The organism is Amycolatopsis sp. ATCC 39116 (assembly GCF_000231075.2).
Classification (GTDB): Bacteria; Actinomycetota; Actinomycetes; order Mycobacteriales; family Pseudonocardiaceae; genus Amycolatopsis_E; species Amycolatopsis_E tucumanensis.
On record NZ_AFWY03000008.1, the window covers coordinates 22,395 to 46,680 of the forward strand.

The window sequence follows — 24,286 nt, forward strand, 5'->3', positions numbered from 1 at the left end:
ACGCCGGCCCCGCCCCCAGGCGGGGCCGGCTCACGTCCGACCCTAGAACCCGCCGGCCCGCCGGTCTTCTCCGTTCTTGCGCTCCTACGCCGCGCGCAGCGCTTCGCGGAAGCCGACCTTCGCGCCGGTGCGCAGCACGGCGTTGCGGTAGATCCGCGCCGACAGCCACACCAGCACCGGGATCAGCGCCACGACCAGGGCGACCGACAGGATCGCCTCCCACGGCGCCACCCCGCCCATCGCCAGGCGCATCGGCATCAGCGTCGGCGCGAACACCGGGATCACCGACAGCAACGCCACCAGCCCGCTGCCCGGGTTCGAGGGCAGCACCGAAATGCCCACCACGTACCCGGCGATGACGAAGAACAGCGCCGGCGTGACCGCGCCGCCCACGTCCTCCTGCCGCGACACCAGCGCGCCCAGCCCGGCGAACACGATCGAGTACATCAGGAACCCCAGCAGGTACCACACGATCAGCCACACCACGGTGCCCGCCGCGGCCGACACCGAGATCGTCAGCACGTCGGTGGCCAGTCCCGCGACGATCCCGACCACCCCGATCAGGACCATCTGGATCAGCCCGACCGCGCCGATGCCCAGCACCTTCCCGGCCATCAGCTGCCACGGCCGCACCGTCGCCAGCAGCAGCTCGACCACGCGGCTGGTCTTCTCTTCGACCACGCCCTGCGCCACCGACTGGCCGTTGAGCAGCAGTGACATGTAGATCAGGATGCCGGCGACGATCCCGAGCACGAGCTGCTGGCCGTTGTAGGGGTAGGGCTGCTCCATCGGCGAGACCTCGACCCCCGCGCCGGACACCGCCGCGTTGACCTGCGCCGGATCGCCGCCGAGCGCGGTGATCTGCTGGTTGAGGGCGAGCTGCCCGGCCAGCACGTTGAGCGCGGTGCGCAGGTTCTCGTCGAGGTCCTTCTTCACCACGACCCGTACCCGCGAGCCGTCGCCGACCAGCAGGGCGTCCAGGTCGCCGTCGCTCACCTGGGTGCGTCCCGCGGCCTCGTCGGGCAGCGTGCGCACCTCGACGGTCTCGCCGACCGCCTGCCCGGCGGCCTGCAGCGGCGCGGCCAGCGCCGACGTCGGCCCGGTGACGCCGACCGTGGCGTCCGCGCCGGTGCCGCCGCCGATCAGCTTCATCACGACGGCGAACCCGACGATGACCACCAGCAGCGCCAGCGTGCTCAGCCGGTAGGCCTTGGACCGCAACCGGATGCCGATCTCACGTGACGCGACGAGCGAAACGCCCGTCCAGCCGTCCCGGTTCACGCCGCCACCTCCTCGGTCGTGACGACGTGCCGGAACAGTTCGGTCAGCGACTGCCGCCGCCGCGCGAACTCGTGCACCGGCCCGCTCGCCAGCGCCGCGCGCAGCACGGCCTGGTCGTCGGCGCCGTCGGCCAGTTCCAGCTCGGTGCGGCCGTCCTCGTGCCGGATCACCGACACCCCGGGCAGCCCGTCGGCCCAGCCGGGCGCCGCGGAAGGCGCCTCCACCAGCAGCCGCACCGTCGAGCCCGCCTGCAGTTCGCCGACCGTGCCGCAGGCGACCATCCGCCCGTCCCGCACGATCCCGATCCGGTCGCACAACCGCTCGACCAGGTCCAGCTGGTGGCTGGAGAACACCACCGGCACGCCCTCGGCGGCCTTCTCGCGCAGCACCTGGCTCATCACGTCGACCGCGACCGGGTCCAGCCCGGAGAACGGCTCGTCGAGCACCAGGATCGCCGGGTCGTGCACCAGCGCCGCGGCCAGCTGCACCCGCTGCTGGTTGCCCAGGCTCAGCTTCTGCACCTCGTCGTCGCGGCGGGCGGCGACCCCGAGCCGCTCGGTCCAGGTCTCCACCGACCGGCGCGCCTCCGCGGCCGGCATGCCGTGCAGCCGCGCGAGGTAGACCAGCTGCTCGCCGACCTTCATCTTCGGGTATAGCCCGCGCTCCTCGGGCATGTAGCCGATGTGCCGCCGGGTCTCCAGCGTCACCGGCGCGCCGTCCCAGCACACCTGCCCGTCGTCGGCCGCCAATACCCCCAGCACGATCCGCATCGTCGTGGTCTTGCCCGCGCCGTTGCTGCCCACGAACCCGAACAGCTCACCGGCGCGCACGTCGAACGTCATGTCCGACAACGCCAGCCGTTCGCCGTACCGCTTCGTCAGGCCGTCGATCTCCAGTTGCCTGTCCGCCACGTCGTCCCCCATTCCGCATCCCAGTGGAAAAGTGATATCACTATGCTACATTGAAGCCATCGGGGCAAGGAACTGAGGGGAGCGGTCAATGGAAACCGTCGTGGACATGCCGGCGCCGCAGACGCGGGAACGCCTGGTGCGTGCGGTCAACGGCTTCGTGATGCTGGGCGTCGCGGTAGTGCTGGTGGCGGGCGGGGTCGTGCTGCTGGCCACCAGCGACGGCTCGGCCGGGATGCTCGTCGCGGGCGCGGTCGCCGTGCTCGCCGGGCTCGTGCTCCTCGGCGGGCTGACCCCGGTCGCGCCGGGCGAGGCGCGGGTGGTGCAGCTGCTCGGCCGCTACGTGGGGACGCTGCGCACCGCCGGGCTGCAGTGGGTCAACCCCTTCACCCAGCGGCGCAAGGTCTCCACGCGCATCCGCAACCACGAGACCGGGGTGGCGAAGGTCAACGAGGCCGACGGCAACCCGATCGAGATCGCCGCGGTCGTGGTGTGGCAGGTCGCCGACACCGCGCAGGCCGTGTTCGAGGTCGACGACTTCGTCGAGTTCGTCGCCATCCAGAGCGAGACCGCCGTCCGGCACATCGCCAACGCCTACCCCTACGACAACGCCGACACGGCGCGCTTGTCGTTGCGGGACAACGGCGACGAGATCACCGAAAAGCTGTCCGCGGAGATCGCCACGCGCGTCGCCTCGGCCGGCGTGAAGATCATCGAATCCCGCATCACCCACCTCGCCTACGCCCCGGAGATCGCGCAGGCGATGCTGCGGCGCCAGCAGGCCGGTGCCGTGGTGGCCGCGCGTCAGCGCATCGTGGAAGGCGCGGTCGGCATGGTGGAGATGGCGCTGGACCGGCTCGCCCGGCACGACGTCGTCGAGCTCGACGAGGAACGCAAGGCCACGATGGTGAGCAACCTGCTCGTGGTGCTCGTCGGCGACCGCGACGCGCAGCCGGTCGTCAACACCGGGACGCTGTACCAGTAGATGCCGGCCGAACGGAAGAAGATCCTGCTGCGGCTCGACCCGGCCGTGCACGACGCGCTGGCGCGCTGGGCGGCCGACGAGCTGCGCAGCACCAACGCGCAGATCGAGTTCCTGCTGCGCAAGGCACTCGCGGACGCCGGGCGGCTGCCCCGCGAGGTGGGGCGCATGCGCCCGCGGGGACGCCCGAAGAAGGGGGACGAGGATGGACAAGCCTGACTCGCTGGCCGCGCGGCTCTTCCTGCTGGCCTACGACACGGACAAGAACCGCCTGACGTCGCGGTCCGAACTGGGCTACGCCCTGCGGGCCGCGGCGCTGGCCGACCTGGTGCTCGGCGGTTTCCTCGTCGACGACGGCGGCAAGGCGGCGCCGGCCGCGCCGGCGCCCGGCCTGGACCCGGTGCTCGACCTGGTCCTGCTGGAGATCACCCACAGCACGCCCCGGTCGTGGCGGCGGTGGGTGTCCCGCCGCGCCAGCCGAATCGTGCCCCTGGTGCGTGAGCACCTGGCCGCCGAACAGGTGATCAAGGTCGACTCACGGCGCGTGCTCGGCCTGTTCCCGGTGCACCGGGTGACGCCGCGCCGGCCGCACGAGACCAAGCGGCTGGCGGAGGAGGTGCGGCGCGCCGTGCGCGGCGGGCAGCCCGCGTACCGGGTGGACCCGCGCCTCGGCGCGCTCTGCGCCCTGGCCGGCACCGCCGAACTGCGCACGGTCTTCACCCGCTCCGAACGGCGCCAGTACAAGGGCCGGCTGGCCGAGCTGGGCCGGCCCGTGGAGCCGGTGGTGAAGGCGCTGCGGAAGACGATCCAGTCCCACCGGGCGGCCGCCGCCTCCGGCGGCTGACCGCCGCGGCCGCCGCGCTCGGTCGCGGACCGCCGCTGCACTCGGGTGCCACCTTCGCGGGCGCTCGTCACGCGCCCACCGGCGCGAGCCGCGGGCGCGGGACGAGCGCGGATCCTGCACGGGTGCGCGTGAGTTTCCCAGCCGGCTCGGAGATCGCGGCCCTCTCCGGGGGTTGACCGGCCCGGCACGCGGCCGGGTCAGCGGGCGTTCGCGGTGAGCGCCTTGACCAGGCGGGTCGCCGAGCTGCCCAGGTTCCAACGCTCGGCCAGCTCCAGCACCCGGTCCGGGTCCGCGGGCGAGGCGGGCACCGCGTCGGAGCCGGACAGCGACACCGGCGCGTCGGCGGCGACCTGGACCACCGTGGGCGCCGCCCGCAGGTACTCCTCGGCCTCGGCGAGCCGCTGCCGCGTCTTCGGCGGCACGTCCGCGCTGCCCGCGGCGGCCGCGGCGATCAGCCCGTCGAGCGAGCCGAACTGGGTGATCAGCTTCGCCGCGGTCTTCTCGCCGATCCCGGCCACCCCCGGCAGCCCGTCGGACGGGTCACCGCGCAGCACGGCCATGTCCGCGTACGCCTGCCCGGCGCCGTCCACCGGCACGCCGTAGCGCTCGGCGATCTCGGGCGGGCCGAGCACCTCGGCCTTGGCCCAGCCCTTGCCCACGTAGACCACCGACGCCGGGGTCGGCTCGGTGCGCACCAGCTGGAACAGGTCCCGGTCGCCGGTGATCACCTCCACCGGGTCGGTCTTCTCCCGCGCGGTCAGGGCGCCGATCACGTCGTCGGCCTCGTACCCGTCGGCCTCGGCGGTGGCGAACCCGAACGCCTGCAGCACCTCCAGGATGATCGGCACCTGCGGGGTGAGCGTGTCCGGCACCTCCTCGGCGTTCGCGTCGGCGTCGGCCACCCGGTGCGCCTTGTAGCTGGGCAGCAGATCGGTGCGGAACTTCGGGCGCCAGTCCGCGTCCAGGCACGCGACGAGCCGCGTCGGGCGCCGGTCGGTGACGATCCGGGCCAGCGTGTCGGTGAACCCGCGCACCGCGTTGACCGGCGTCCCGTCCGGCGCGGTCATCGACTCGGGCAGCGCGTGGAACGAGCGGAAGTACAGGCTCGCGGAATCCAGCAGGGCAAGTGTCACGGACCACAGCCTGCCAGACGCGGTCCCGGCCGGAGCCAGATACGCTGCGTGGCATGTCGTCCCGCTCAACCGCGATCCCAGCACCCGCCCCGGAAACCCTGCGCGCCCGCCTGGAGCGGGCCCGCGCGGCCACCGCCGACGCCGGCGCCGACGCCCTGCTCATCGCGCCGGGCTCGGACCTGCGGTACCTGCTCGGCGAGGCCGGTGGCTCCTTCGAGCGGCTGACGACCCTCGTGGTGCCGGCCGAGGGCACCCCGGCGCTGGTCGTGCCGAAGCTGGAGGCCCCCGGCTACGCGGCGGTACCCACCGGCGAGCTGGGTGTCGAGGTGGTCACCTGGGTCGACGGCGAGGACCCCTACCGCATGGTCGCCGACCGGCTCGGCAAGCCCGGCCGCGTCGCGGTCAGCGACGGGCTGATCGCGCTGCACGTGCTCGCGTTCCGCGCCGCGCTCGGCTCCGCCGAGCAGACGCTGGCCGGCCCGGTGATCCGCGAGCTGCGGATGCGCAAGGACGCCGCCGAGATCGACGCGCTGCGCCGCGCCGGCGCCGCGATCGACCGGGTGCACGCCCGCATCGCCGAGTGGCTGCGGCCCGGCCGCACCGAGGCCGAGGTGGGCGCCGACATCGCCGCCGCGATCGTCGAGGAGGGCCACCTGCACGCCGACTTCGTGATCGTCGGCTCCGGCCCCAACGGCGCCAGCCCGCACCACGACGTGTCCGGCCGCGTCATCGAGCGCGGTGACGTGGTGGTGGTCGACATCGGCGGCCCGATCCCCGAGGGCTACAACTCCGACTCCACCCGCACCTACGCCGTGGGCGAGCCGCGCGACGCCGACGTGGCCGAGACCTACGCGGTGCTGCAGCGCGCGCAGCAGGCGGCGGTCGAAGCGGTGCGGCCGGGCGTCTCCGCCCAGTCGGTCGACGCCGCGGCGCGCGAGATCATCGCCGACGCCGGGTACGGGGAGTTCTTCATCCACCGCACCGGGCACGGCATCGGGCTCGACGTGCACGAGGAGCCCTACATCGTGGCGGGCAACGACCTGGCCCTGGAGCCGGGGATGGCGTTCAGCGTCGAGCCGGGCATCTACCAGCCCGGCCGGTGGGGCGCCCGCATCGAGGACATCGTCGTGGTCACCGCCGACGGGGTCGAAGCACTCAACCAGCGCCCGCACGAGCTCGTCGTGCTCGACTCGTGAGCGGGCCGCTGGAGCCGCTGGACCAGGCGATCGCGCGGGAGCTGGCCGGCGACGGCCGCTGCTCCTTCACCGACCTGGCCGAGCGGGTGGGGCTGTCGGTGTCGGCGGTGCACCAGCGCGTTCGGCGGCTGGAGCAGCGCGGCGTGATCCAGGGGTACGTGGCGCGGCTGGACAGCGAGCAGATCGGGCTGCCGCTGACCGCGCTGATCTCGCTGACCCCCAACGATCCGGCCGCGCCGGACGACTACCCGCAGCGGATCGAGCACATCCGGGAGATCGAGTCGTGTTACTCGGTCGCCGGCGACGAGTCCTACATCCTGCTGGTGCGCGTGGCGTCGCCGCGGGACCTGGAGGACCTGCTGCGGCGGATCCGGGAGGCGGCGAAGGTGTCGACGCGGACGACGGTGGTGCTGTCCACGCCGTTCGAGGGCCGCCCGCCGACGGTGTGACAAACGCCGGGCGAAAGGTACGATAAAAGGTATGGCAACTCGTAAGGTCACGCTCTCGCTCGACACGGCGGCGATCGAGTACGCCGAGCGCGCCGCGAAGGCGCACGGGATCTCGTTGTCGGCGTGGCTGTCGCGCGCCGCCCGGCGCGAGGCCGTCCGCACCGGCTACCGCGCCCCGGGCCGGCACGACGCGGAGGCGCTGGCCGCGGCCGACGAGGCGGAACTGGCCGCGGCGGAAAAGGACCTGGGTGCGTAAAGGCGAGATCTGGGCGTACAAGCCGCCCACCCAGCCGTCCCGGGAACGCACGGTGCTGCTGCTGTCCTCCGACGGCGTCAACGAGTCGGAACGCCCCTGGCTCATCGGCACCGAACTGCTGGAGGAGGACCCGCAGGACATCCTCGGCGTCGCGCTGGACAGCCGGTTCTGGATCTCCACGCTGTTCCTGACCCGCCTCTACCGCGGGTGGCTGGTGGAACGGATCGCCGAGATCGACCAGCAGACGCAGGAGCAGGTGGACATCGCCCTGCGCGCGGCGCTGGACTTGTAGGGCCTGGATCGCCGAGCGGGCGCGCAGCGCCGTGCCCGGAACACAGCCGAGATGGGGCTGTCATCCGTGGCCTGACGCCGCAACGATCATGTTGAGCCAGGCTCGCGCCCCAGGCCGCCGATGCAATCTTGTGGGTCTGGCTCAGCGTGATACGCACGAACTGGAACGCGGCGGGATGACCACCCGGCGCCCCCTCGTCCATGCACGACGAGGCACTTCTTGGTCATCCTGGAGCCTGCCCGTCCGGCGACGACCATCACTTGATCTTTGGATCAAAAGCACTACCCGGCGGTGACCGTGGCCGCCGGGTGGAGGTTGCCGTCCTGGCCCTTCAGGCATGCGGCCGCCGGGCCGGACGTCGCCAGGAACTCGGTCAGGCACCGGCCGAACTTGGCGTGCCCGTTGGCGTTGGGGTGGAACGATTCCTGGATGGCATGGCTCGCGCGGTCGGCGTCGGCGAGGTCGTTGAGCTGCAGCGTCAGCCGGCTGAACCACTCCGTCGACGGGTCGGCCCCGCCGCTGCACGCCTCGTGCCCCAGCCCGGCGCGGGACAGGTCCAGGAACCGCGCCCCGGCCTGCGCCGCCGCCGAGGCGAGTCCGCGGGACAGCACCGGCACGCCCTCGTTGACCACCCACTGCAGGTCCTCGGTGCGGAACGGGCACCCGTTGAGGTTCTGCAGGTTCGCCGGGATCCCCGGCCCGATCGGCGCCGCGTAGGACTGGAGCACCAGCTGGTAGTCCTCCGGCTGGTACCCGGCGCGGGCGAGCACCGTCTTGATGTCGCCGAGCGCGTTCACCACTTTCGGCACCATCGCGTCGATCCGCTGCTGCCAGGTCGGCGCGATCGCGGTGCGGCAGGGCGCGTTGCCGGAGATGAACCACGCCTGGAAGCACTGCGAGATCAGCTGCGAGAAGCGCGGGTCGTCGTTGGCGCCCACCGCGACCACGACCGCCGCGACCCGGTGGGTCTTCACCAGCTCCGCCAGCTGCCCGGCCTGGGACGGCTCGGTCCACTGCCTGGTGTCGCCCAGCCCGACCTGCGCGGCCGGCGCGCCGGAGCAGGCCAGGTTCACCTTCTTCACGATCCCGGGCACGTCGGTCTTCTCCACCGTCGCGTTGGGGGAGCGGTGGCACCAGTCCCCGTTGGCGCCGTTGGTGTCGGCGGTGTAGTTGCCCGCGCCCTCCCCGGAGAGCGTGCTGTCGCCCATGGACACGATCGTCAGCGGACCGGTGCCGGGCGGGCCCGGGCGGTCGATCGGCCCGGGTGGCGTGCTCGGGCCCGTGAGCACGAAGATCCCCACCAGCACCAGGACGAAGAGCAGAACGCCCCCGCCGATCCACCACCGAAACCGTCGCACCGGTGGCAGTTTAGAGAAGACCTGCCGAAGCCCTTGTGAACCCGGCCCCCGGTGATCGTTCCCGCCGCTACCGTCGGAGGCGAACACCGAGGGGGCGAGGTGCCGACGGGACCGAGCGCTTGGGCGGTGGCCGTGCCCGCCGCGGTCGCCGGGGCCGCCCTGATGGGCCTGGCCAGTGCGGCGCAGGCGCGCGCCACCAAACAGGTCGAGACCACCCGCACCCTCGACCCGGCGTTGTTGTCCCGTCTCGCGCGCCGTCCGCTGTGGCTGGCCGGGATGGCCGCGACGGTCGCCGGGCTGGTGCTGCAACTGGTCGCGCTGGCCTTCGCGCCGCTGCTGGTGGTGCAACCCCTGCTGGTGACGTCGCTGATCTTCGCCGGGTTCTTCGCCGACCGGCTGGCCCACCGCCGCCCCGACGCCGTGCTCGGCGCGGGCTCGCTGATGTGCGTGGCGGGGCTGGCCGCGGTGATGCTGCTGGCGCGTCCCGGCGAGGAGGGCACGACGTTCGTCCGTGGCCCGGCGCCGGTGGTGCTGGCGCTGACGCTGGCGGCGCTGACGGTGCTGGGGCTTGCGGTGTCGGTGCTGGCGCCGGGCGCGCTGCGGGTTCTCGGGCTCGCTGTCGCCACCGGCGTGCTCTACGGCGTCACCGCCGGGCTGATGAAGGTCGTCGCCGGGCAGGCGCGGGACAGCCTCGCCGCGCCGTTCACCCACCCGGTGCTGTACGTGGTGTGCGTGACCGGGCCGCTGGGGTTCCTGCTCAGCCAGAACACCTTCCAGCGCGGCGAGTTCCTCACCCCGGCGCTGGCCGTGATCACCGCGCTGGACCCGCTCGTCGGCGTCGCCATCGGCGTGTGGTGGCTCGGCGAAACCGTGACCGCCGACCCGGCCGCGCTCGCCGGTGCCGGCCTGGCCGGTCTCGTCGTGATCGCCGGCATCGTCGTGCTGTCCGCCAGGGCGGCGCGCCTGACTCCACGGGAGGTCCGGTGAAACAGGTGCTCGTGGTGTCCGCGACGATGGGCGAAGGGCACAACGCGACCGGCCGCGCACTCGCCGAGGCCGTGCACCGGGTGTGGCCCGGCGCGGAGGTCCGCTGGCTCGACGCGCTCGACGTGATGGGCGCCTGGGTGGGGCCGCTGTTCCGGCAGATCTACGTGACCAACGTGCGCCGCACGCCGTGGCTGTACGAGTTCTTCTACGCGGCGCTGTGGCGCTCCCGCTGGTTCGCCGCCGCCTGCAAGCGCTTCACCGGCGCGTGGTGCGGCCGCCGCCTGGCGCGGGTCGTCGGGGACCCGGACCTGGTGCTGTCCACCTACCCGCTGGGCACCGCGGGGCTGGAGTGGCTGCGCCGCCGCAGCAGGCTGCGCGCCCCGGTGGGGGCGTGGATCTCCGACTTCGCGCCGCACCCGTTCTGGGTGTACGGGCGCATCGACCGCAACCTCGTCATGCACCCGGTGGCGATCCCGCCCGCCGTGCGGTGTGTGCCGGACGCGCCCGTCGCGGTGTCCGCCCCGCCGGTGCGCGGCGAGTTCCGGCCCGGCGACCGCGCCGCCGCGCGCCGGCGGCTGGGGTTGCCGCCGGACGCGTTCGTGGCGCTGGTGTCCTGCGGTTCGCTCGGCTTCGGCCAGGTCGAGTCCGCCACCCGCGAACTGCTGGCGGCCGATCCGTCGGTGGTGCCCGTCGTGGTGTGCGGCCGCAACGAGCGCCTGACGCGATCACTGCGCCGGCTCACCGACCCGCGGCTGCGCGTGCTCGGCTGGACCGACGACATGGCCGCCTGGATCGTGGCCGCGGACGTGGTGGTGACCAACGCCGGCGGCGCCACCGGACTGGAAGCGCTGGCCTGCGGCCGTCCCGTGCTGATGCACCGCCCGATCGCCGCGCACGGCCGCGCCAACGCCCGTCTCATGGCCGAGGCCGGGCTGGCGGTCGTGTGCGAGGCCGACGGCGAACTCGCGGCGGCGGTCCGGCGGATGCTCGGCACCCCGGAACTGCGGAAGTCGATGGCCGAGTCCGCGGCCCGGCACCTGGAGTCCGCCGGCGACCTCGGCGCCGCGCTACGCGCGCTCGCGGCGGTGTGACCCCAGGAAGTGGTCGAGCACCAGCGACGCGCCGATGCCGAGCATCCACACGTCCTTGGCGATCGCGACGCCCTGCTCGGTGGGCTGGATCGACCTCTCCTGCCGCATGCCCGGCGTGCGCGCGTACAGGCCGAGCAGCCCGGCCGAGAACGCGGTGAGACCGGCCCCGGCCACCAGCGGCGGCACCGCGGGGATCAGCAGCATCGCGCCCAGCGCGATCTCACCGGCCGACAGCGCCTGGACGAACTTCCGCGGCGGCACCCGCTTCACCGGCGGGTACGTCCCCGCGGCGAAGCCGTGCAGCTGCGCGGTCGTCGTCTCGTCGGCCTTCTGCTTGGCCACGCCCGAGTTCAGGACGAAGGCCCCGGTCACCAGCCGGACCGGGATGTGCCACGCCTCGATCCGAACCCAGCGTGCCCGACGTCTCGTGCGCATCGCTCACCTCCGTTGGTGATTGCTGTTCAAGCCCAACGTACGCGCTTGCCAGAACCGGGCGGGCCGTCACATCCTGGACGTTTCCGGGCAGCGCGGAGGTGCGAACGGCCGGTGCTGCCCACACCGGAGGTGGTCGCGACGTGACCGAAGTGCTGTTCCCGCTGCTGTCGGAGAAGGACCCGGACGCCGAGGGTGTGGTGGCGACCTGGTTCGTGCAGGACGGCGAGCGCGTCGCCGAGGGCGACCTGCTCGCCGAGGTCGCCGTGGACAAGGTCGACGTCGAGATCTCCGCGCCCGCCGCCGGGGTCGTGCGGCTGCTGGCCAAGGAGGGCGACGCGCTCGTGCAGGGCGCGCTGATCGCCCGCATCGAGTGAGCGGGTTTCCGGTGCCACCCGACCGGGAAGACCGGACGATGCGGTGCAGGTTCTGCGACACCCCGCCCGCGGCCGGTGAGCGCCGCGTCCCCGGCCCGGCCGGCCCGATCTGCGCGCGCTGCGTGGAAACCGGGCTCGGCCTCGTCCGCGACGGGCAGCCACGCACCAGCCGCGGCGGCACCGACCTGGAACGCCTGCGGCGCGGGGGAGAGCCGTGCGAGTTCTGCGATCGCAGCGACCGGCGCACCTTCCTCGGCTTCACGCGCAGCCTGCCGCGCATGCGGTGCGCCCAGACAGGCGCCGTGATCTGCGACGACTGCCTCGACCGCAGCGGCAACCTGCTCAACCAGGCGCTGCGCCACGTGTGAGGAACGCGCTGGGCGCGGACCCGGTCTCGCGGCGGAACATCACGGTGAACGCGGCCGGCGTGTCGTACCCGAGCGACGACGCCACCGCCGTGACGGTCGCGCCGCCGGCGAGCAGCCGGATCGCGTGCAGGGCGCAGGCGCGCTGGCGCCAGCGCTGGTAGGTCAGCCCGGTCTCGGCGCGGTAGAGCCGGTTGAGGGTGCGCTCGGACAGGTGCAGGCGGGCAGCCCACCCGGACAGCGGCGCGTGCACGTCCGGGCGCCGCTGGAACTCCAGGCACAGCGCGCGCAGCCGGGGGTGGCGCGGCAACGGCAGGTCGAACGGCAGCGGGGTGAGGGCCTGGATCTCGTGCCGGATCAGCTCCATCACCGCGGCGTCGCGCCCGTGCCGCGGGTACTCCGGTTCGACGTCGACGGCGGCGCGCAGCAGTTCACGCAGCAGCGGTGAGACCGCGACGACCCGGCAGCGCACGGGGAACCACGGCACCGCCGCGGGTTCGAGGTAGAGGCTGCGGGTGCTGACGCCGCGCATCAGGACCTGGTGGCGCGTCCGCGGCGGGATGAGGACCGCGCGGTCGGCGGGCACGGTCCAGGTGCCGTCGTTGGTTTCCACCTCCATCAGCCCGGTCGCGCCGTGCAGGAACTGGGCGCGCCGGTGCTCGTGGAACTCCAGCAGGTGGTCCGGCGGGTAGTCGGTGCCGATCGCCAGCACGTCGCGGTCGAGGCCGTCGACGTCGGCGAGGGGAACGTTGCGCACGTGTCGGATTCTTGATGACCGGTGGCGGTTCGTCGAATGCCCGCCAGCGCGGCCGGGTTCTAGCGTGCCGGACGTGGTGTCCTTCTCCGTCCTGCTCGCGTTCGGCGGCCTCACCGGCGTGACCACCGTGTTGTTCGGCTTCGGCGGCGGGTTCCTCACGGTGCCCGTGGTGTTCGCCGTGACCGGCCAGATGCACGTCGCCGTCGCGACCTCGGCGGCGGTGATGGTGGTCAACTCGCTGGCCGCCACGCTCGCCCAGGCCAGGGCGGGCCGCCTGCGCCGGGACCGGGTGTGGCCGCTGGCCGGGTTCATCGCGGCCGGCGCGGCGCTCGGCGCGCTGACCACCAGCCGGCTGCCGGAACGCATCCTGCACGCCGCGTTCGTCGCCTACCTGCTGGTGACGATCGCCGACTGCCTGCTGCGCCGCGGATTCCTCGACCGCGGCGCCGGTTCCGGCGGGCTTGGCCTGGTCGCCCGCACGGCGGGCGGGGTCGGGATCGGCGTGGTCGCCAGCGCGCTCGGCGTCGGCGGAAGCGTGCTGACCGTGCCCCTGCTGCGGCGCAGCGGCCTGCCGATGACCGAGGCGACCGCGATCGCGAACCCGCTCAGCGCCCCGGTCGCGGTCGTGGCCACGGTGGTCTACGCCATGGCGGCGGACGGCCCCACCGGGTACGTCGACGCCGCCGCCGCGGGACTGCTGCTGGCCGGTTCGCTGCCCGCGATCGCGATCACCAGGCGGGTGGCCGGCCGGATCCCGGACCGCGTGCACGCCGTCGCCTACGTGGCGCTGCTGGTGGCCGTGACGATCGCGGTGATCGTCACGGCCTGATCGCTCAGCCGCGCGCCGACCACCAGGCGCGGCCCTGTTCGGGCAGCGTGGAGATCGGGTCGTAGAACGGGTAGCGGCGGCGCAGCGCCTCGGGGTCGTCGTGTTCGATTCCGGTGCGGTAGTTCTTCGTCCAGTAGGAGATGCCGCGCTCCCGGTCGTACTCGGCGACCTGGTGCACCCACCGCTTCCCGACGTAGGGCACGTCGCAGACGATGCGGGGCGTCGCGTAGCCCGGGAGGTAGCCCATGATCGCGTGCTGCAGCTCCTGCGCCTCCCACACCGCCAGCCGCCAGTGCTCGGCGTTGGGGATCATGTCGCACAGGTAGAAGTAGTACGGCAGGATGTTCGCCTCGCCCTGCAGCGCGAAGCACAGGTCCAGCAGCGCCGCCGGGGTCGCGTTCACCCCGCGCATCAGCACCCCCTGGTTGCGCACGTCCCGCACCCCGACCTCCAGCGCGGTCCGCGCCGCCTCGGCCACCAGCGGCGTCACCGACTGGACGTGGTTGACGTGCGTGTGGATCGCCAGGTTCACCCCGCGCCGCCGCGCCGTGCCCGCCACCCGCTCCAGCCCCTCGACGATCTTGGGCTGCAGCCAGTGCTGCGGCAGCCCGGCCAGCGCCTTGGTCGCCAGCCGGATGTCGCGCACCGTCTCGATGTCCAGCAACCGCATCAGGAACGACTCCAGCTGGTGCCACGGCACGTTCGCCACGTCCCCGCCGGAGACCACCACGTCCCGCACGCCCGGCGTGCGGCGCAGGTAGTCGATCATCGCGTCCTGGCGGTCCACCGGTTTGAGGTCCAGCTTGTGCTTGACCACCTGCTCGGTCGAGTTGCCCACCAGGTCCATCCGGGTGCAGTGGCCGCAGTACTGGGGGCAGGTGGACAGCAGTTCGGCCAGCACCTTGGTGGGGTAGCGGTGGGTCAGGCCCTCCACCACCCACATCTCCGCCTCGTGCAGGGAGTCGCGCGCCGAGTGCGGGTGGCTGGGCCACTCCGGGTCGCGGTCGCTGCGCACCGGCAGCATGTAGCGGCGGATGGGGTCGGCGTAGAACGCCTCGGTCGAGTCCACCGACATCGTGTTCAGCATCTGCGGCGGCACCAGCATCGACATCGTCGCCAGCTCGCGCTGGTCGGCGGCCAGGTCGTCGTAGAACCGCTCCTCGATCAGGTCGCCGAGCACCGCGCGCAGCTGCTTGACGTTGCGCACGCAGTGCAGGCGCTGCCACTGCGCGTCCCGCCACTGCGCCTCGGTCACCTCCCGCCACCCGGGGAACCGGCGCCAGTCCGGTTCGGCCAGCTCGGTGCGGCGGTAGGCGTAGGGCTGCTCGGCGACATCGGTGTCGGCGGGGGAGACTTCCTGGATCGCAGTCATCTCTGCTCCTCGTCGGCGCTGCGGCGTCAAAACTTCCGGTGAAAGTGACAATACGACGTAAAAGCTTTCGTCGCGACCCATCGTGCACACTCGACACCGTGACCGACGACAGCACCACGCTCCTGCTGGGCGGGCGGATCCATTCGCCCAGCAACCCCGACGCCACCGCGATGGCGGTCAAGGACGGCACCATCGTCTGGATCGGCCAGGACGGCCCCGGCCGCGCCCTGCACCCGGACGCCCGCGTCGAAGACCTCGACGGCGCGTTCGTCGCCCCGGGCTTCGTCGACGCCCACGTGCACGCCACGGCCACCGGCCTCCACCTGGCCGGAGTCGACCTCGGCGGGATCACCGACGCCGCCGGCCTGCTCGCCGCGATCCGCGCCGCCGCCCGCCCCGGCGAGGTCCTCGTCGCCCACGGCTGGGACGAGACCACCTGGACCGCCGACCGGCTGCCCAGCCGCGCCGAGATCGACGAGGCCGCCGCCGGAGTGCCCGTCTACCTCAGCCGCGTCGACGTCCACTCCGCCCTGGTGTCCACCGCGCTGGTCGAACTCGCCCCCGCCGCCCGCGACGCCGCCGGCTGGTCCCCGGACGGGCCGCTGACCCGCGACGCGCACCACCACGTCCGCGCCGCCGTGCGCGCCGCGCTCACCCGCGAGCAGCGCCGCCGCGCCCAGGAGGCCTTCCTCCGCCTGGCCGCCGCGCGCGGCATCGTCAGCGTCCACGAGTGCGCCGGGCCCGACATCTCCGGCGAGGACGACCTCGCCGACCTCCTCGCACTCGCCGCCGAACCCGGCCACCCCGAGGTCGTCGCCTACTGGGGCGAACTCGACGCCGTCGACACCGCCCGCCGCCTCGGCGCGCGTGGCCTGGCCGGCGACCTGTTCGCCGACGGCGCGCTGGGCTCCCGCACCGCCGCCCTGCACGAGCCCTACCTCGACGCACCCGGCTCCACCGGCGCCCGCTACCTCGACGCCGACACCATCGCCGCGCACCTGGTCGCCTGCACCGAAGCCGGACTGCAGGCCGGGTTCCACGTCATCGGCGACGCCGCCGTGGCCGAAGTCGTGCGCGGCTTCCAGCTCGCCGAGAAGACCGTCGGGCAGCGCGCCCTGGCCGGTGGCCGCCACCGCCTGGAGCACCTCGAAATGATCGACGCCGAGCAGGCCAAAGCACTGGCCGGCTGGGGCGTCACCGGCTCGATGCAGCCCCAGTTCGACGCCCTGTGGGGCGGGCCGGCGGGCATGTACGCCCAGCGGCTGGGCGCCGAGCGCGCCGCGGCCATGAACCCGTTCGCGATGCTCGCCGCCGAAGGGGTCCTGCTCGCGTTCGGCTCCGACTGCCCGGTCACCCCGCTCCAGCCCTGGGACAGCGTCCGCGCGGCCGTCCACCACCGCACGCCCGGCTCCGGCCTGTCCGCCCGCGCCGCCTTCACCGCCCACACCCGGGGCGGCCACCGCGCCGCGGGCGTCAACGACGGCCTCACCGGCAGCCTGGTGCCCGGCGCGCCCGCGCACTACGCCATCTGGGACGCCGCCGACCTCGTCGTGGCCGCGCCGGACTCCCGGGTCCAGCGCTGGTCCACCGACCCGCGCTCGCGCGTCCCCGCACTGCCGCCGCTCGACCCGGACGCGCCACTGCCGACCTGCCTGCGCACGGTCCGGGGCGGTGAGGTGCTCTACGACGCGTTCACCTCGGCGGCCTAGAGTTCATCGCGTGGCAGCACCAGTGGCCGAGTCCGCCGAGCCGTCGGCACCCACCCGGAAGAAGCGGCAGTGGCGGCCCTGGCTGCTGCGCCTCGCGCTCGCCGCGGCGTCCGGGGCCGTGTTCTACCTCGCCTTCGCGCCCCGCGACCTGTGGTGGCTCGCGCCGCTCGGTTTCGCCGGTCTCGGCCTGGCGCTGCGCGGGCGGCGGTTCTGGGGCGGCCTCGGCTACGGCTTCGCGTTCGGGCTCGGCCTGTACCTGCCGCTGCTGTTCTGGCTGCAGGACTTCCTCGGCCGCGGGTTCGGGCCCGCCCCGTGGGTCGCGTTGTCCGCCGCCCTGGCCGCCTACCTCGGGCTCGCCGCCGCCCTCTGCACCGTCGTCGCCCGCCTGCCCGGCGCGCCGGTGTGGATGGCGGCGGTGATCATCGCCAGCGAGACCCCGCGCAGCTGGTGGCCCTTCGGCGGGTTCCCGTGGGGACGGGTCGCGTTCAGCCAGCCCGAAGGCGCGTTCACCCCGCTCGCCTCGATCGGCGGCGCGCCGCTGACCGGGTTCGCCGTCGTGCTCACCGGGTTCGCGCTGGCCGCGCTGCTCGCGCACGCCGCCCGCCGCGACTGGCGCGCGCTCCGCCTGCCCGTGATCGCCACGGTCGTCCCGGTGATCGCCGGGCTCGCGCTGTGGCCCACGATCGGCACCGCCGCCCAGGCCGGCAGCCGCACGGTGGCCACGGTGCAGGGCAACGCGCCCGACGTCGGCCTCGACCTGATCAATGAATCGGCCACCCTGCGCGCCAACCACCTCGCCCAGAGCGAGGTCCTGGCCGCCCGGATCCGCTCCGGCGCCGTGCCCACGCCGGACCTCATCGTGTGGCCGGAGACCGCCACCGACCTCACCACCACCGACCCCGTGCTCGACCAGGTGGTGCGCGACCTCGGCATCCCCACCCTGATCGGCGCCCGTTACCGCGAGCCCGGGCAACGCACCCAGAACACCGAGTTCGTGTGGGACCCGGCCACCGGCCGCGGCGAGAGCTACAGCAAGCAGGAGCTGGTGCCCTTCGCCGAGTTCGTCCCGGCCCGCTCCATCGCCCGCTGGTTCACGCCCTTCGTCGACGACACCGGCGACATGCAGGCCGGGTCCACCCCCGCGGTGCTCGACATCGCCGGCACCCGGGTCGCCGTGCCCATCTGCTACGAGATCGCCTACGACTACGTCTCCCGCGACGCGGTCGACGACGGCGCCCAGCTGATCGTGCTGCCCACCAACAACGCCTGGTACGGGCACAGCGAAATGACCTACCAGCAGCTGGCGATGGCGCGGCTGCGGGCCGTCGAGCACGGCCGTGCGGTCGTCGTGTCGGCCACCAGCGGGGTCAGCGCACTGGTCGAACCGGACGGCGCCGTGACCCAGTCGACCAGCCAGTTCACCGCCGCGTCCCTGGTCGGGGACGTGCCGCTGCGCACACAGGCTACGCTGTCGGATCGACTCGGGGCGTCCACGGAGTACGGGCTGGTCGGGGCGGCGCTCGCCGCCATCCTGGCCGGGCTCGTGCTGCGCGTCCGCACCCGGGCGGCGAGCACGACGGCGACCAGGGCGGAGTGAGGTTCTCCGCGGGGGAGGAACAAGGGGATGGCGCACGCGCCACGGGCGGCCCGACCGATCGATCCGGTGCTGGTGGTGATCCCGACCTACAACGAGCGGGACAACCTGCCACTCATCCTGGACCGGCTGCACCGGGCGCTGCCCGAGGTGCACGCCCTGGTGGTCGACGACGGCAGCCCCGATGGCACCGGGGAGCTCGCGGACAAGATCGCCGCCGGCGACGACCGCGTCCACGTGCTGCACCGCACCGAGAAAGCCGGACTCGGCGCCGCCTACGTGGCCGGGTTCCGGTGGGGCCTGGAACGCGGCTACCGCACCATCGTCGAGATGGACGCCGACGGCTCGCACGCGCCCGAGGACCTGCCCCGGATGCTGGAGGCGCTCGCCGACACCGACCTGGTGCTCGGCTCCCGCTACGTGCCCGGCGGCAGCCTGGTGAACTGGCCCAGGCACCGCGAACTGCTCTCCCGCGCGGCCAACCTGTACTCGCGGCTCGCGCTCGGCGTGCGGATCAAGGACGTGACCGCCGGGTTCCGCGCCTACCGGCGTGAGGTGCTGGAGAAGCTCCCGCTGGACGAGATCGCCTCGCGCGGCTACTGCTTCCAGATCGACCTCGCCTGGCGCACCGTCCGCACCGGCTTCGACGTGGTCGAGGTGCCGATCACCTTCACCGAGCGGGAGATCGGCCAGTCGAAGATGAGCAGCGCCATCATCCGCGAGGCCCTGCTGCGCGTGGGCCTGTGGGGCGCCCGCTACCGGGCCGAGCAGGTGCGGTCGCTGCTGCGCCGCCGCTGATTCCGCGGCCCGATTCGTGCCGGAACCGCGCACTACTGTCCGTGTGCCGTCGCCCGGATGGTCCCGGGCCGACAGGCGGCGACAGGGGCGTTTTCTACTGTCGGTCGTCGAGTTCGGCATGCAGTCTGCGCCATTGCGGTGACATCCCGGCTCGTCCGATAACCGATCACTGCCGAGGGTAACTGGAGGTCGAGCCGCGCAGGGCCTGCGCGGCGGCACCGAAGGACCCGACTGAGCAGAACGCCGTCCTCGTCGGCGTCGGGTTCCCCCTCATCCGCCGGCCCTCCGCCGGCGCCTCCAGTGAAGGAACCACCATGACCGAAATCGGCACGCGTTATTTCGCGGACTGGGCGGGCCACACCCTCTACCACACCAGCGGGGAGAAGATCGGCCGCGTCGAGGAGCTGTGGACCGACGACGAGCAGGGCCACCCCACCTGGCTGACGGTGCGCACCGGCATGTTCGGTACCCACGACTCCCTGGTGCCCGTCCAGGGGGTGCGCCCACGCGACGACGGCGACCTGGAGACGGCCTACCCCAAGGACCTGATCAAGGACGCGCCGCGGGTCGAGCCCGACCCGACCGCCCAGGGCCGCCACATCGACGAGAGCGAGGAGCAGCGGCTCTACCGCCACTACCAGGTGCCCGGGCAAGCCGGAGGCCACGAGGAGACCACCGGCCGGGACATCTCCGGCCCGACCACCGACGACGCCATGACGCGCTCGGAGGAGCGGCTGCGGGTCGGCACCGAGCAGCGTGAACGCGGCCGCGCCCGGCTGCGGAAGTACGTGGTGACCGAGACCGAGCAGGTCCAGGTCCCGGTCACCCGGGAGGAAGTGCGCGTCGAGCGGGAGCCGATCACCGACGCCAACCGCGGCCAGGCCATGGACGGGCCCGCCATCTCGGAGGAGGAACACGAGGTCGTGCTCCGCGAGGAGCGGCCGGTGGTGGACACCGAAGCGGTGCCGGTCGAACGGGTGCGGCTGGCCAAGGACCAGGTTCAGGACACCGAGACCGTGGCCGGCGAGGTCCGCAAGGAGCACATCGAGGCCGACACCGAGCGGGGCCGCGGCGCCTGAGCGGCGACCTGAGGACAGGCGAAGGCCCCCGTGGCGGGAGGACACGGGGGCCTTCGGTGTGGTGGGAGAGGCAGAAGCGCTACGCCGACTTGGACGTACGCCGTCCCTTCAGCTCAGCGAGACGCTCGTTCAGCAGTTCCTCGAGCTCGGGAATGCTTCGCCGCTCGAGCAGCATGTCCCAGTGCGTGCGCGGCGGCTTGACCTTCTTCTGCTCGGGCTGCGCGCCATCGACGATCTCGGACTCGCTGCCGTGCAGGCGGCACTCCCACACCGAGGGGATCTCGGCGTCGTCGGAGAAGGGCACCTCGAACTCGTGGTTCTTCGGACACGCGTAACGCACCGTACGGCGCGGGGCCAGATCGTGATTGCGGTCGGTCTCGTAGCTGACCGCTCCCAGCCGGCTTCCACGGAGAACACGGTCGGCCATGATGACGTCCTTTCAGTCGGCTCCGGGTCTAGAGCCAGGGTGATGCTCACCCTATGCAACGGCTACTGGCAACTGGGAATTCCCACAGCACCATGTCGTTACTCACGATGAGCTGAATCACCCCTCGGCAACAGCTTCCTCTGTTGAGAGTCGATTCGGTGCACGACGTGACGCGGATGTGTGGGTCTTCTTGGCATATTCCCCCGTGCGGGGGAGCGGCTGATCCGTTCAGGTCAGCCGCAGCTGACCGTGTTGCGGCGAAGCGGGCCCCAGGTCCCCGAGGCGGAAGTGGCGGCGGCATAGTACTTGATAACGCAAGGTAGCCACTTCCGTCTCCCAGTGTGGTGAACTTGCGTTTTCAACTACCCCCGGTGCGGTGTCGGCGACCACCACGGTGTCCCCCTCCCGGAGGACCTCGCCGTCAGCCACCCGTGCGTTGAACCGCCCCGGCGCGCCGCACCAGCACAGCACCTCCACCTGCACCGGCTGCAGGTCGTCGGCCAGTTCGAACAACCGCTGGGCGCCGGGGAACAGGCGGCTGCGGAAGTCGGTGGCGATCCCGAAGCAGTACACGTCCAGGGACACCTCGTCGGCCAGTTCGGCCAGCTGCTCGACCTGCGCCGCGGACAGGAACTGCGCCTCGTCCACGATCAGGTAATCCAGGGGACGGCCGGCGACCCACTCGCGGCGGACCAGCTGCCGCAGGTCGGTGTCGGCGCCCACCTCGGTCGCCTCGCGGGTGATCCCGATCCGGCTGCTGATCCGCGGCTCGCCCGACCGGTCGTGCCGCACCAGCAGCATCCCGCGCCTGCCCTGCCGGGCGTGGTTGTGGTTGATCTGCAGCGCGAGCGTGGACTTGCCGCAGTCCATCGGGCCGTAGCAGAACCGCAGCCTGCCCCGCGCCGGCGTGCCGGACCCGTTGCGCGAGGGCAGCGGGGACAGGGCGTCGGTCGGGTCCGGATCGGTGTCGCCAAGGGTGGTCACGACCGACGACCCTATCCAGCCCCGCCGTGGGCTCCCTTGATCGGGTGAAAACAGCGGAGTGCCCGGGTCCGGCTGCCGATGACAGGGGAGCAGGGATCAAGGGGAGGGTTTTTGTCCGGTTTCCGGGGTGTTCGCAGGCCGGCGCGCGTGTCGGTGGTGCTCTGCCAACCGTCGGCGGTGGTGCTGCTGGGGCTGGTGTGACAGTTGAGGTTCCTGGTGCGCGAACTTACGGTGACCGCATGAGAAAGCCCCGGTGGAGACCCTCGGCTCGCGCGAGCGTCCGCCTCGTCCTCGCCGCGCTGCTGGCCCTGGGGGTCCAGCTGGTCGCCGTCCCGTCCGCGTCGGCCGACCCCAGCGCGGCGACCTGGCTGAAGCTGCGCATGTGCGAGTCCAGCAACCGCTACACCGTCAACACCGGCAACGGCTACTACGGCGCCTACCAGTTCGACCTGCCCACCTGGCGCAGCGTCGGCGGCAAGGGCCGCCCGGACCTCGCCACCCCCGTCGAGCAGGACTACCGCGCGCTCTACCTCTACCGCATGCGCGGCTGGCAGCCCTGGGAGTGCGCCGGCATGCTCGGGCTGCGCAACGACAAGGACGCCCGCAGCAAGCGCGTCCCCACCTACGCCGAGAGCGCCTACATCGGCGGCGGCCCCGTCCCGGCCCCGGTCGCCGGCGCCAAGCCCGCCTGGCCCGGCGTCGTCTACGCCTACGGCGACTGCGCCGAGGCCCTCAAGACCTTCCAGCTGCGGATGAACGCCTTCGGCTACGGCTTCACCGGCACCGGCTGCTACTACGACAAGACCCGCGACGCGGTGCTGGACCTGCAGCGCGCCAACGGCATCACCGACTCCGGCCGCCTCGGGCCGAAGACGTGGACCGCGGCGTGGGAGGGCAAACCGCCCCGCTAGGTGTAGTGCCCAGTGAGGTTGTCGACGCGCGTGATGGGTGGTTGGCCGTTGAGGGCGGTGTGGGTGCGGTGGTGGTTGTAGTGGTGGAGGAAGTCGGGTAGTGCGTTGGCTCGTTGTTCTGAGTTGGTGAAGGGTTGGGCGTAGGCCCATTCTTCGGCGAGGGTGCGGTTGAAGCGTTCGGCTTTGCCGTTGGTTTGGGGTCGGTAGGCGCGGGTGAAGCGATGGCTGGCCCCGATGTCGGCCAGCGCGGTGCGGAAGGCGAGCGAGCGCCGGTAAGCCAGGGCGTTGTCAGTCATGACCCGCTCAATGGCGGGGATGCCGTGGGCGGCGAAGGCCTGTGCGGCGCGGCGGAGGAAGGCGGCGCAGGTGGTGGCGGTTTCGTCGGGGTGGATCTCGGCATAGGCCAGCCGGGAGTGATCGTCGACGGCGCAGTGCACGAACTCAAACCCGACCCGGGGTGCGCGGCGGGCGGCCTTGTGCTGATCACTGCCGCGACCGTGAGCCCACCATCCGCCACCTTCGCGGAGCCGTCCGAGTTTTTTCACATCGACATGCACCAGCTCGCCCGGCCGGTCCCGCTCATAATGGCGGATCGGCTCGCCGGTGGGCCGGTCCAGCCAGGCCAGCTTGGGCATGCCGCGCCGCACCAGGATGCGGTGCACCGTCGAGGCAACCATGCCGAGGATTCCCGCGATCCGCGCGGGACCGAGCCGGCGGTCCTGCCGCAGCCGCAGGACCTCCTGCTCCACCTCGGCAGAAACCCGAGTGGGCGAGGTGTGCGGCCGGCTGGTCCGATCGGCCAGCCCGGCCTGGCCCTCCTCGCGGAACCGGCGCACCCACTTATGCCCGGTCGCCCGCGACACCCCCATCTCCGCCGCCACATGCGCCACCGGCCGCCCCGCCGCGACACGCTCGACCAGCAACCGCCGCCCATACTCCGTCAACCGGGCATTACGGTGAGACACGAAGACCTCCGTTCGTGCGGGAAAGGCGTCAAGCACCTTCACCCCACACGGAGGTCTTCACCTTGATCAACCCGACACACCGACCACACCGTCAACAACGTCCATGATCCCTACAGCTAGGCGACGGGCGGCCAGGCGCCGCGCTCGGTGAGGACCTCGCGCAGCACGTCCGGGCGGTCCGTGACGATGCCGTGCACCCCGAGGCCGAGCAGCCGCTCCATGTGCGCCCGCTCGTTGATCGTCCACGCGTGCACCTCGAGGCCGGCCCGCTCGGCGCTGCGCACGAACCCGCGGTCGATCACCGTCATCGCGCCCTGCCGGGACGGCACCTGCGCCATCTCGCCCCGGCACAGGAAGCCCAGCCGCGCCCACGGCAGCCACCCGCTGGCCCACAGCACCGCCGCCGACCGCGGGCCCATGGACGTGATCAGCTTCGGCCCGGCCAGCTTGCGGATCGCGGCCAGCCGGTTGTCGGAGAACGCCGCCGCCGCGACCCGGTCGATCGCGCCCATCCGCTCGACCGTCTTCACGAACGGCACGATCGCGCGGTCGCTCTTGATGTCGATGTTGAACCGCGTCTGCGGCAGCTCCTCCAGCACGTCCTCCAGCCGCGACAGAGGCACCCGGCCGCCGACCTTGGCGCGGGAGACCGCGGACCAGGTCTGCTTCGCGATCGGGCCGTGGGCGTCGGTGGTCCGGTCCAGCAGCGCGTCGTGGTGCACCACGACCACGCCGTCGGCCGTGGCGTGCACGTCGGTCTCGACGTAGGCGTAGCCCTCGGCGACCGCGCGCTGGAAGGCGGGCAGCGAGTTCTCCAGCCCGTCGAGCTCGTCCAGGTGCCACCCGCGGTGGGCGAACGCGCGGGGGAGGGTGCCGCTCAGGTACGGGTGGTTGATCTGCACCCGACCAG

28 protein-coding genes are annotated in these 24,286 nt (G+C 72.7%); 17 read left to right on the forward strand and 11 right to left on the reverse strand.

Going from position 1 to position 24,286, the window contains the following annotated elements:
- Positions 1-84: 84 nt before the first annotated feature.
- The gene (locus tag AMY39116_RS0311685; protein WP_020417844.1) at positions 85-1,281 is read right to left on the reverse strand and encodes an ABC transporter permease; all 1,197 of its coding nucleotides are present in this window, start codon (positions 1,279-1,281) and stop codon (positions 85-87) included.
- A complete protein-coding gene (locus tag AMY39116_RS0311690; RefSeq protein WP_020417845.1) occupies positions 1,278-2,204 on the reverse strand; it encodes an ABC transporter ATP-binding protein in 927 nt (308 codons plus the stop codon). Before AMY39116_RS0311690 ends, AMY39116_RS0311685 begins: the two co-directional genes overlap by 4 nt.
- Before the next feature lie 76 nt (positions 2,205-2,280).
- Between AMY39116_RS0311690 and AMY39116_RS0311695 the strand changes: the two genes are divergently transcribed.
- The 3 genes from AMY39116_RS0311695 to AMY39116_RS0311705 are packed head-to-tail and all read left to right on the forward strand — an operon-like array spanning position 2,281 to position 4,015.
- Positions 2,281-3,174 (forward strand): SPFH domain-containing protein, encoded by an 894-nt coding sequence (locus tag AMY39116_RS0311695; RefSeq protein ID WP_020417846.1) that lies wholly within the window; start codon positions 2,281-2,283, stop codon positions 3,172-3,174.
- Positions 3,175-3,390 carry a hypothetical protein gene (locus AMY39116_RS0311700; protein WP_020417847.1) on the forward strand — a complete coding sequence of 72 codons (216 nt, stop codon included), beginning with the start codon at positions 3,175-3,177 and terminating at the stop codon, positions 3,388-3,390.
- Entirely contained in the window at positions 3,377-4,015 is a 639-nt protein-coding gene (locus tag AMY39116_RS0311705) for a GPP34 family phosphoprotein (protein ID WP_020417848.1), read from the forward strand. The genes AMY39116_RS0311700 and AMY39116_RS0311705 overlap by 14 nt, the downstream gene beginning before the upstream one ends.
- A gap of 197 nt (positions 4,016-4,212) precedes the next feature.
- On the opposite strand, the gene AMY39116_RS0311710 is transcribed toward AMY39116_RS0311705, so the two are convergent.
- On the reverse strand, positions 4,213-5,148 hold the full coding sequence (locus AMY39116_RS0311710) for a 5'-3' exonuclease (protein WP_020417849.1): 936 nt from the start codon (positions 5,146-5,148) through the stop codon (positions 4,213-4,215).
- Positions 5,149-5,201: 53 nt separating this feature from the next.
- On the opposite strand from AMY39116_RS0311710, the gene AMY39116_RS0311715 reads away from it, so the two are divergent.
- From AMY39116_RS0311715 to AMY39116_RS0311730, 4 genes are read left to right on the forward strand one after another with little or no spacing between them, the layout of a single operon-like run.
- Positions 5,202-6,344, forward strand: coding sequence for a Xaa-Pro peptidase family protein (locus AMY39116_RS0311715; protein ID WP_020417850.1), 1,143 nt, complete (start codon positions 5,202-5,204; stop codon positions 6,342-6,344).
- Positions 6,341-6,793: an Lrp/AsnC family transcriptional regulator gene (locus tag AMY39116_RS0311720; protein ID WP_017982434.1), complete on the forward strand. Its 453-nt coding sequence runs from the start codon at positions 6,341-6,343 to the stop codon at positions 6,791-6,793. The genes AMY39116_RS0311715 and AMY39116_RS0311720 overlap by 4 nt, the downstream gene beginning before the upstream one ends.
- Positions 6,794-6,824: 31 nt before the next feature.
- On the forward strand, positions 6,825-7,049 hold the full coding sequence (locus tag AMY39116_RS0311725) for a hypothetical protein (protein WP_020417851.1): 225 nt from the start codon (positions 6,825-6,827) through the stop codon (positions 7,047-7,049).
- On the forward strand, positions 7,042-7,341 hold the full coding sequence (locus AMY39116_RS0311730) for a hypothetical protein (RefSeq protein WP_020417852.1): 300 nt from the start codon (positions 7,042-7,044) through the stop codon (positions 7,339-7,341). The genes AMY39116_RS0311725 and AMY39116_RS0311730 overlap by 8 nt, the downstream gene beginning before the upstream one ends.
- Before the next feature lie 281 nt (positions 7,342-7,622).
- Here the strand turns inward: AMY39116_RS0311730 and AMY39116_RS0311735 are convergent, their stop codons facing one another.
- The gene (locus AMY39116_RS0311735) at positions 7,623-8,699 is read right to left on the reverse strand and encodes a GDSL-type esterase/lipase family protein (RefSeq protein WP_027935837.1); all 1,077 of its coding nucleotides are present in this window, start codon (positions 8,697-8,699) and stop codon (positions 7,623-7,625) included.
- Between the two features lie 99 nt (positions 8,700-8,798).
- Here AMY39116_RS0311735 and AMY39116_RS42690 point away from each other — a divergent pair, with 99 nt between their 5' ends.
- Together AMY39116_RS42690 and AMY39116_RS0311745 are read left to right on the forward strand one after the other, a co-directional pair.
- Entirely contained in the window at positions 8,799-9,686 is an 888-nt protein-coding gene (locus AMY39116_RS42690; RefSeq protein ID WP_157358522.1) for a DMT family transporter, read from the forward strand.
- Positions 9,683-10,777 carry a glycosyltransferase gene (locus AMY39116_RS0311745; protein ID WP_020417855.1) on the forward strand — a complete coding sequence of 365 codons (1,095 nt, stop codon included), beginning with the start codon at positions 9,683-9,685 and terminating at the stop codon, positions 10,775-10,777. The genes AMY39116_RS42690 and AMY39116_RS0311745 overlap by 4 nt, the downstream gene beginning before the upstream one ends.
- On the opposite strand, the gene AMY39116_RS0311750 is transcribed toward AMY39116_RS0311745, so the two are convergent.
- Positions 10,754-11,212: a hypothetical protein gene (locus tag AMY39116_RS0311750; protein ID WP_020417856.1), complete on the reverse strand. Its 459-nt coding sequence runs from the start codon at positions 11,210-11,212 to the stop codon at positions 10,754-10,756. The genes AMY39116_RS0311745 and AMY39116_RS0311750 overlap by 24 nt on opposite strands.
- A gap of 140 nt (positions 11,213-11,352) precedes the next feature.
- On the opposite strand from AMY39116_RS0311750, the gene AMY39116_RS0311755 reads away from it, so the two are divergent.
- Both AMY39116_RS0311755 and AMY39116_RS0311760 read left to right on the forward strand, forming a co-directional pair.
- On the forward strand, positions 11,353-11,586 hold the full coding sequence (locus AMY39116_RS0311755) for a DUF2118 domain-containing protein (protein WP_020417857.1): 234 nt from the start codon (positions 11,353-11,355) through the stop codon (positions 11,584-11,586).
- 38 nt (positions 11,587-11,624) lie between these two features.
- Positions 11,625-11,954, forward strand: a complete 330-nt coding sequence (locus tag AMY39116_RS0311760; protein ID WP_051123517.1) for a hypothetical protein — start codon at positions 11,625-11,627, stop codon at positions 11,952-11,954.
- On the opposite strand, the gene AMY39116_RS0311765 is transcribed toward AMY39116_RS0311760, so the two are convergent.
- Positions 11,929-12,708 carry a helix-turn-helix transcriptional regulator gene (locus AMY39116_RS0311765; RefSeq protein ID WP_020417859.1) on the reverse strand — a complete coding sequence of 260 codons (780 nt, stop codon included), beginning with the start codon at positions 12,706-12,708 and terminating at the stop codon, positions 11,929-11,931. The two genes, AMY39116_RS0311760 and AMY39116_RS0311765, sit on opposite strands and share 26 nt — an antisense overlap.
- A gap of 64 nt (positions 12,709-12,772) precedes the next feature.
- On the opposite strand from AMY39116_RS0311765, the gene AMY39116_RS0311770 reads away from it, so the two are divergent.
- Complete coding sequence (locus AMY39116_RS0311770; protein WP_020417860.1) at positions 12,773-13,537, forward strand: sulfite exporter TauE/SafE family protein; 765 nt, start codon at positions 12,773-12,775, stop codon at positions 13,535-13,537.
- A 4-nt stretch (positions 13,538-13,541) separates the two neighbouring features.
- Here the strand turns inward: AMY39116_RS0311770 and AMY39116_RS0311775 are convergent, their stop codons facing one another.
- Positions 13,542-14,909 carry a KamA family radical SAM protein gene (locus tag AMY39116_RS0311775; RefSeq protein WP_020417861.1) on the reverse strand — a complete coding sequence of 456 codons (1,368 nt, stop codon included), beginning with the start codon at positions 14,907-14,909 and terminating at the stop codon, positions 13,542-13,544.
- A gap of 98 nt (positions 14,910-15,007) precedes the next feature.
- Here AMY39116_RS0311775 and AMY39116_RS0311780 point away from each other — a divergent pair, with 98 nt between their 5' ends.
- The 4 genes from AMY39116_RS0311780 (at position 15,008) to AMY39116_RS0311795 (ending at position 20,089) form a co-directional block, all read left to right on the forward strand.
- On the forward strand, positions 15,008-16,618 hold the full coding sequence (locus AMY39116_RS0311780) for an amidohydrolase (RefSeq protein WP_020417862.1): 1,611 nt from the start codon (positions 15,008-15,010) through the stop codon (positions 16,616-16,618).
- A 10-nt stretch (positions 16,619-16,628) separates the two neighbouring features.
- Positions 16,629-18,215, forward strand: a complete 1,587-nt coding sequence (gene lnt, locus AMY39116_RS0311785; protein ID WP_039791430.1) for an apolipoprotein N-acyltransferase — start codon at positions 16,629-16,631, stop codon at positions 18,213-18,215.
- A 27-nt stretch (positions 18,216-18,242) separates the two neighbouring features.
- Positions 18,243-19,010, forward strand: coding sequence for a polyprenol monophosphomannose synthase (locus tag AMY39116_RS0311790; protein ID WP_020417864.1), 768 nt, complete (start codon positions 18,243-18,245; stop codon positions 19,008-19,010).
- A 314-nt stretch (positions 19,011-19,324) separates the two neighbouring features.
- Positions 19,325-20,089 carry a DUF2382 domain-containing protein gene (locus AMY39116_RS0311795; RefSeq protein ID WP_020417865.1) on the forward strand — a complete coding sequence of 255 codons (765 nt, stop codon included), beginning with the start codon at positions 19,325-19,327 and terminating at the stop codon, positions 20,087-20,089.
- 79 nt (positions 20,090-20,168) lie between these two features.
- Here AMY39116_RS0311795 and AMY39116_RS0311800 read toward each other — a convergent pair whose 3' ends face one another.
- Both AMY39116_RS0311800 and AMY39116_RS0311805 read right to left on the reverse strand, forming a co-directional pair.
- Positions 20,169-20,516, reverse strand: a complete 348-nt coding sequence (locus tag AMY39116_RS0311800) for an RNA polymerase-binding protein RbpA (RefSeq protein ID WP_017982421.1) — start codon at positions 20,514-20,516, stop codon at positions 20,169-20,171.
- Between the two features lie 228 nt (positions 20,517-20,744).
- Positions 20,745-21,500: a thymidine kinase gene (locus AMY39116_RS0311805; RefSeq protein ID WP_020417866.1), complete on the reverse strand. Its 756-nt coding sequence runs from the start codon at positions 21,498-21,500 to the stop codon at positions 20,745-20,747.
- A gap of 239 nt (positions 21,501-21,739) precedes the next feature.
- Here AMY39116_RS0311805 and AMY39116_RS0311810 point away from each other — a divergent pair, with 239 nt between their 5' ends.
- Entirely contained in the window at positions 21,740-22,411 is a 672-nt protein-coding gene (locus AMY39116_RS0311810) for a transglycosylase family protein (RefSeq protein ID WP_020417867.1), read from the forward strand.
- Here AMY39116_RS0311810 and AMY39116_RS0311815 read toward each other — a convergent pair.
- Entirely contained in the window at positions 22,408-23,376 is a 969-nt protein-coding gene (locus tag AMY39116_RS0311815) for an IS481 family transposase (RefSeq protein WP_027935840.1), read from the reverse strand. The genes AMY39116_RS0311810 and AMY39116_RS0311815 overlap by 4 nt on opposite strands.
- 116 nt (positions 23,377-23,492) lie before the next feature.
- Positions 23,493-24,278 carry a glycerophosphodiester phosphodiesterase gene (locus tag AMY39116_RS0311820; protein WP_020417869.1) on the reverse strand — a complete coding sequence of 262 codons (786 nt, stop codon included), beginning with the start codon at positions 24,276-24,278 and terminating at the stop codon, positions 23,493-23,495.
- Positions 24,279-24,286: the final 8 nt, after the last annotated feature.

Bases quoted from the DNA above. Each gene is read 5' to 3' on its own strand.
- AMY39116_RS0311690 (WP_020417845.1), bottom strand. From the start codon at position 2,204: ATGGGGGACGACGTGGCGGACAGGCAACTGGAGATCGACGGCCTGACG.
- AMY39116_RS0311695 (WP_020417846.1), top strand. From the start codon at position 2,281: ATGGAAACCGTCGTGGACATGCCGGCGCCGCAGACGCGGGAACGCCTG.
- AMY39116_RS0311700 (WP_020417847.1), top strand. From the start codon at position 3,175: ATGCCGGCCGAACGGAAGAAGATCCTGCTGCGGCTCGACCCGGCCGTG.
- AMY39116_RS0311705 (WP_020417848.1), top strand. From the start codon at position 3,377: ATGGACAAGCCTGACTCGCTGGCCGCGCGGCTCTTCCTGCTGGCCTAC.
- AMY39116_RS0311715 (WP_020417850.1), top strand. From the start codon at position 5,202: ATGTCGTCCCGCTCAACCGCGATCCCAGCACCCGCCCCGGAAACCCTG.
- AMY39116_RS0311725 (WP_020417851.1), top strand. From the start codon at position 6,825: ATGGCAACTCGTAAGGTCACGCTCTCGCTCGACACGGCGGCGATCGAG.
- AMY39116_RS0311750 (WP_020417856.1), bottom strand. From the start codon at position 11,212: ATGCGCACGAGACGTCGGGCACGCTGGGTTCGGATCGAGGCGTGGCAC.
- AMY39116_RS0311760 (WP_051123517.1), top strand. From the start codon at position 11,625: ATGCGGTGCAGGTTCTGCGACACCCCGCCCGCGGCCGGTGAGCGCCGC.
- AMY39116_RS0311775 (WP_020417861.1), bottom strand. From the start codon at position 14,909: ATGACTGCGATCCAGGAAGTCTCCCCCGCCGACACCGATGTCGCCGAG.
- AMY39116_RS0311790 (WP_020417864.1), top strand. From the start codon at position 18,243: ATGGCGCACGCGCCACGGGCGGCCCGACCGATCGATCCGGTGCTGGTG.
- AMY39116_RS0311795 (WP_020417865.1), top strand. From the start codon at position 19,325: ATGACCGAAATCGGCACGCGTTATTTCGCGGACTGGGCGGGCCACACC.
- AMY39116_RS0311800 (WP_017982421.1), bottom strand. From the start codon at position 20,516: ATGGCCGACCGTGTTCTCCGTGGAAGCCGGCTGGGAGCGGTCAGCTAC.
- AMY39116_RS0311810 (WP_020417867.1), top strand. From the start codon at position 21,740: ATGAGAAAGCCCCGGTGGAGACCCTCGGCTCGCGCGAGCGTCCGCCTC.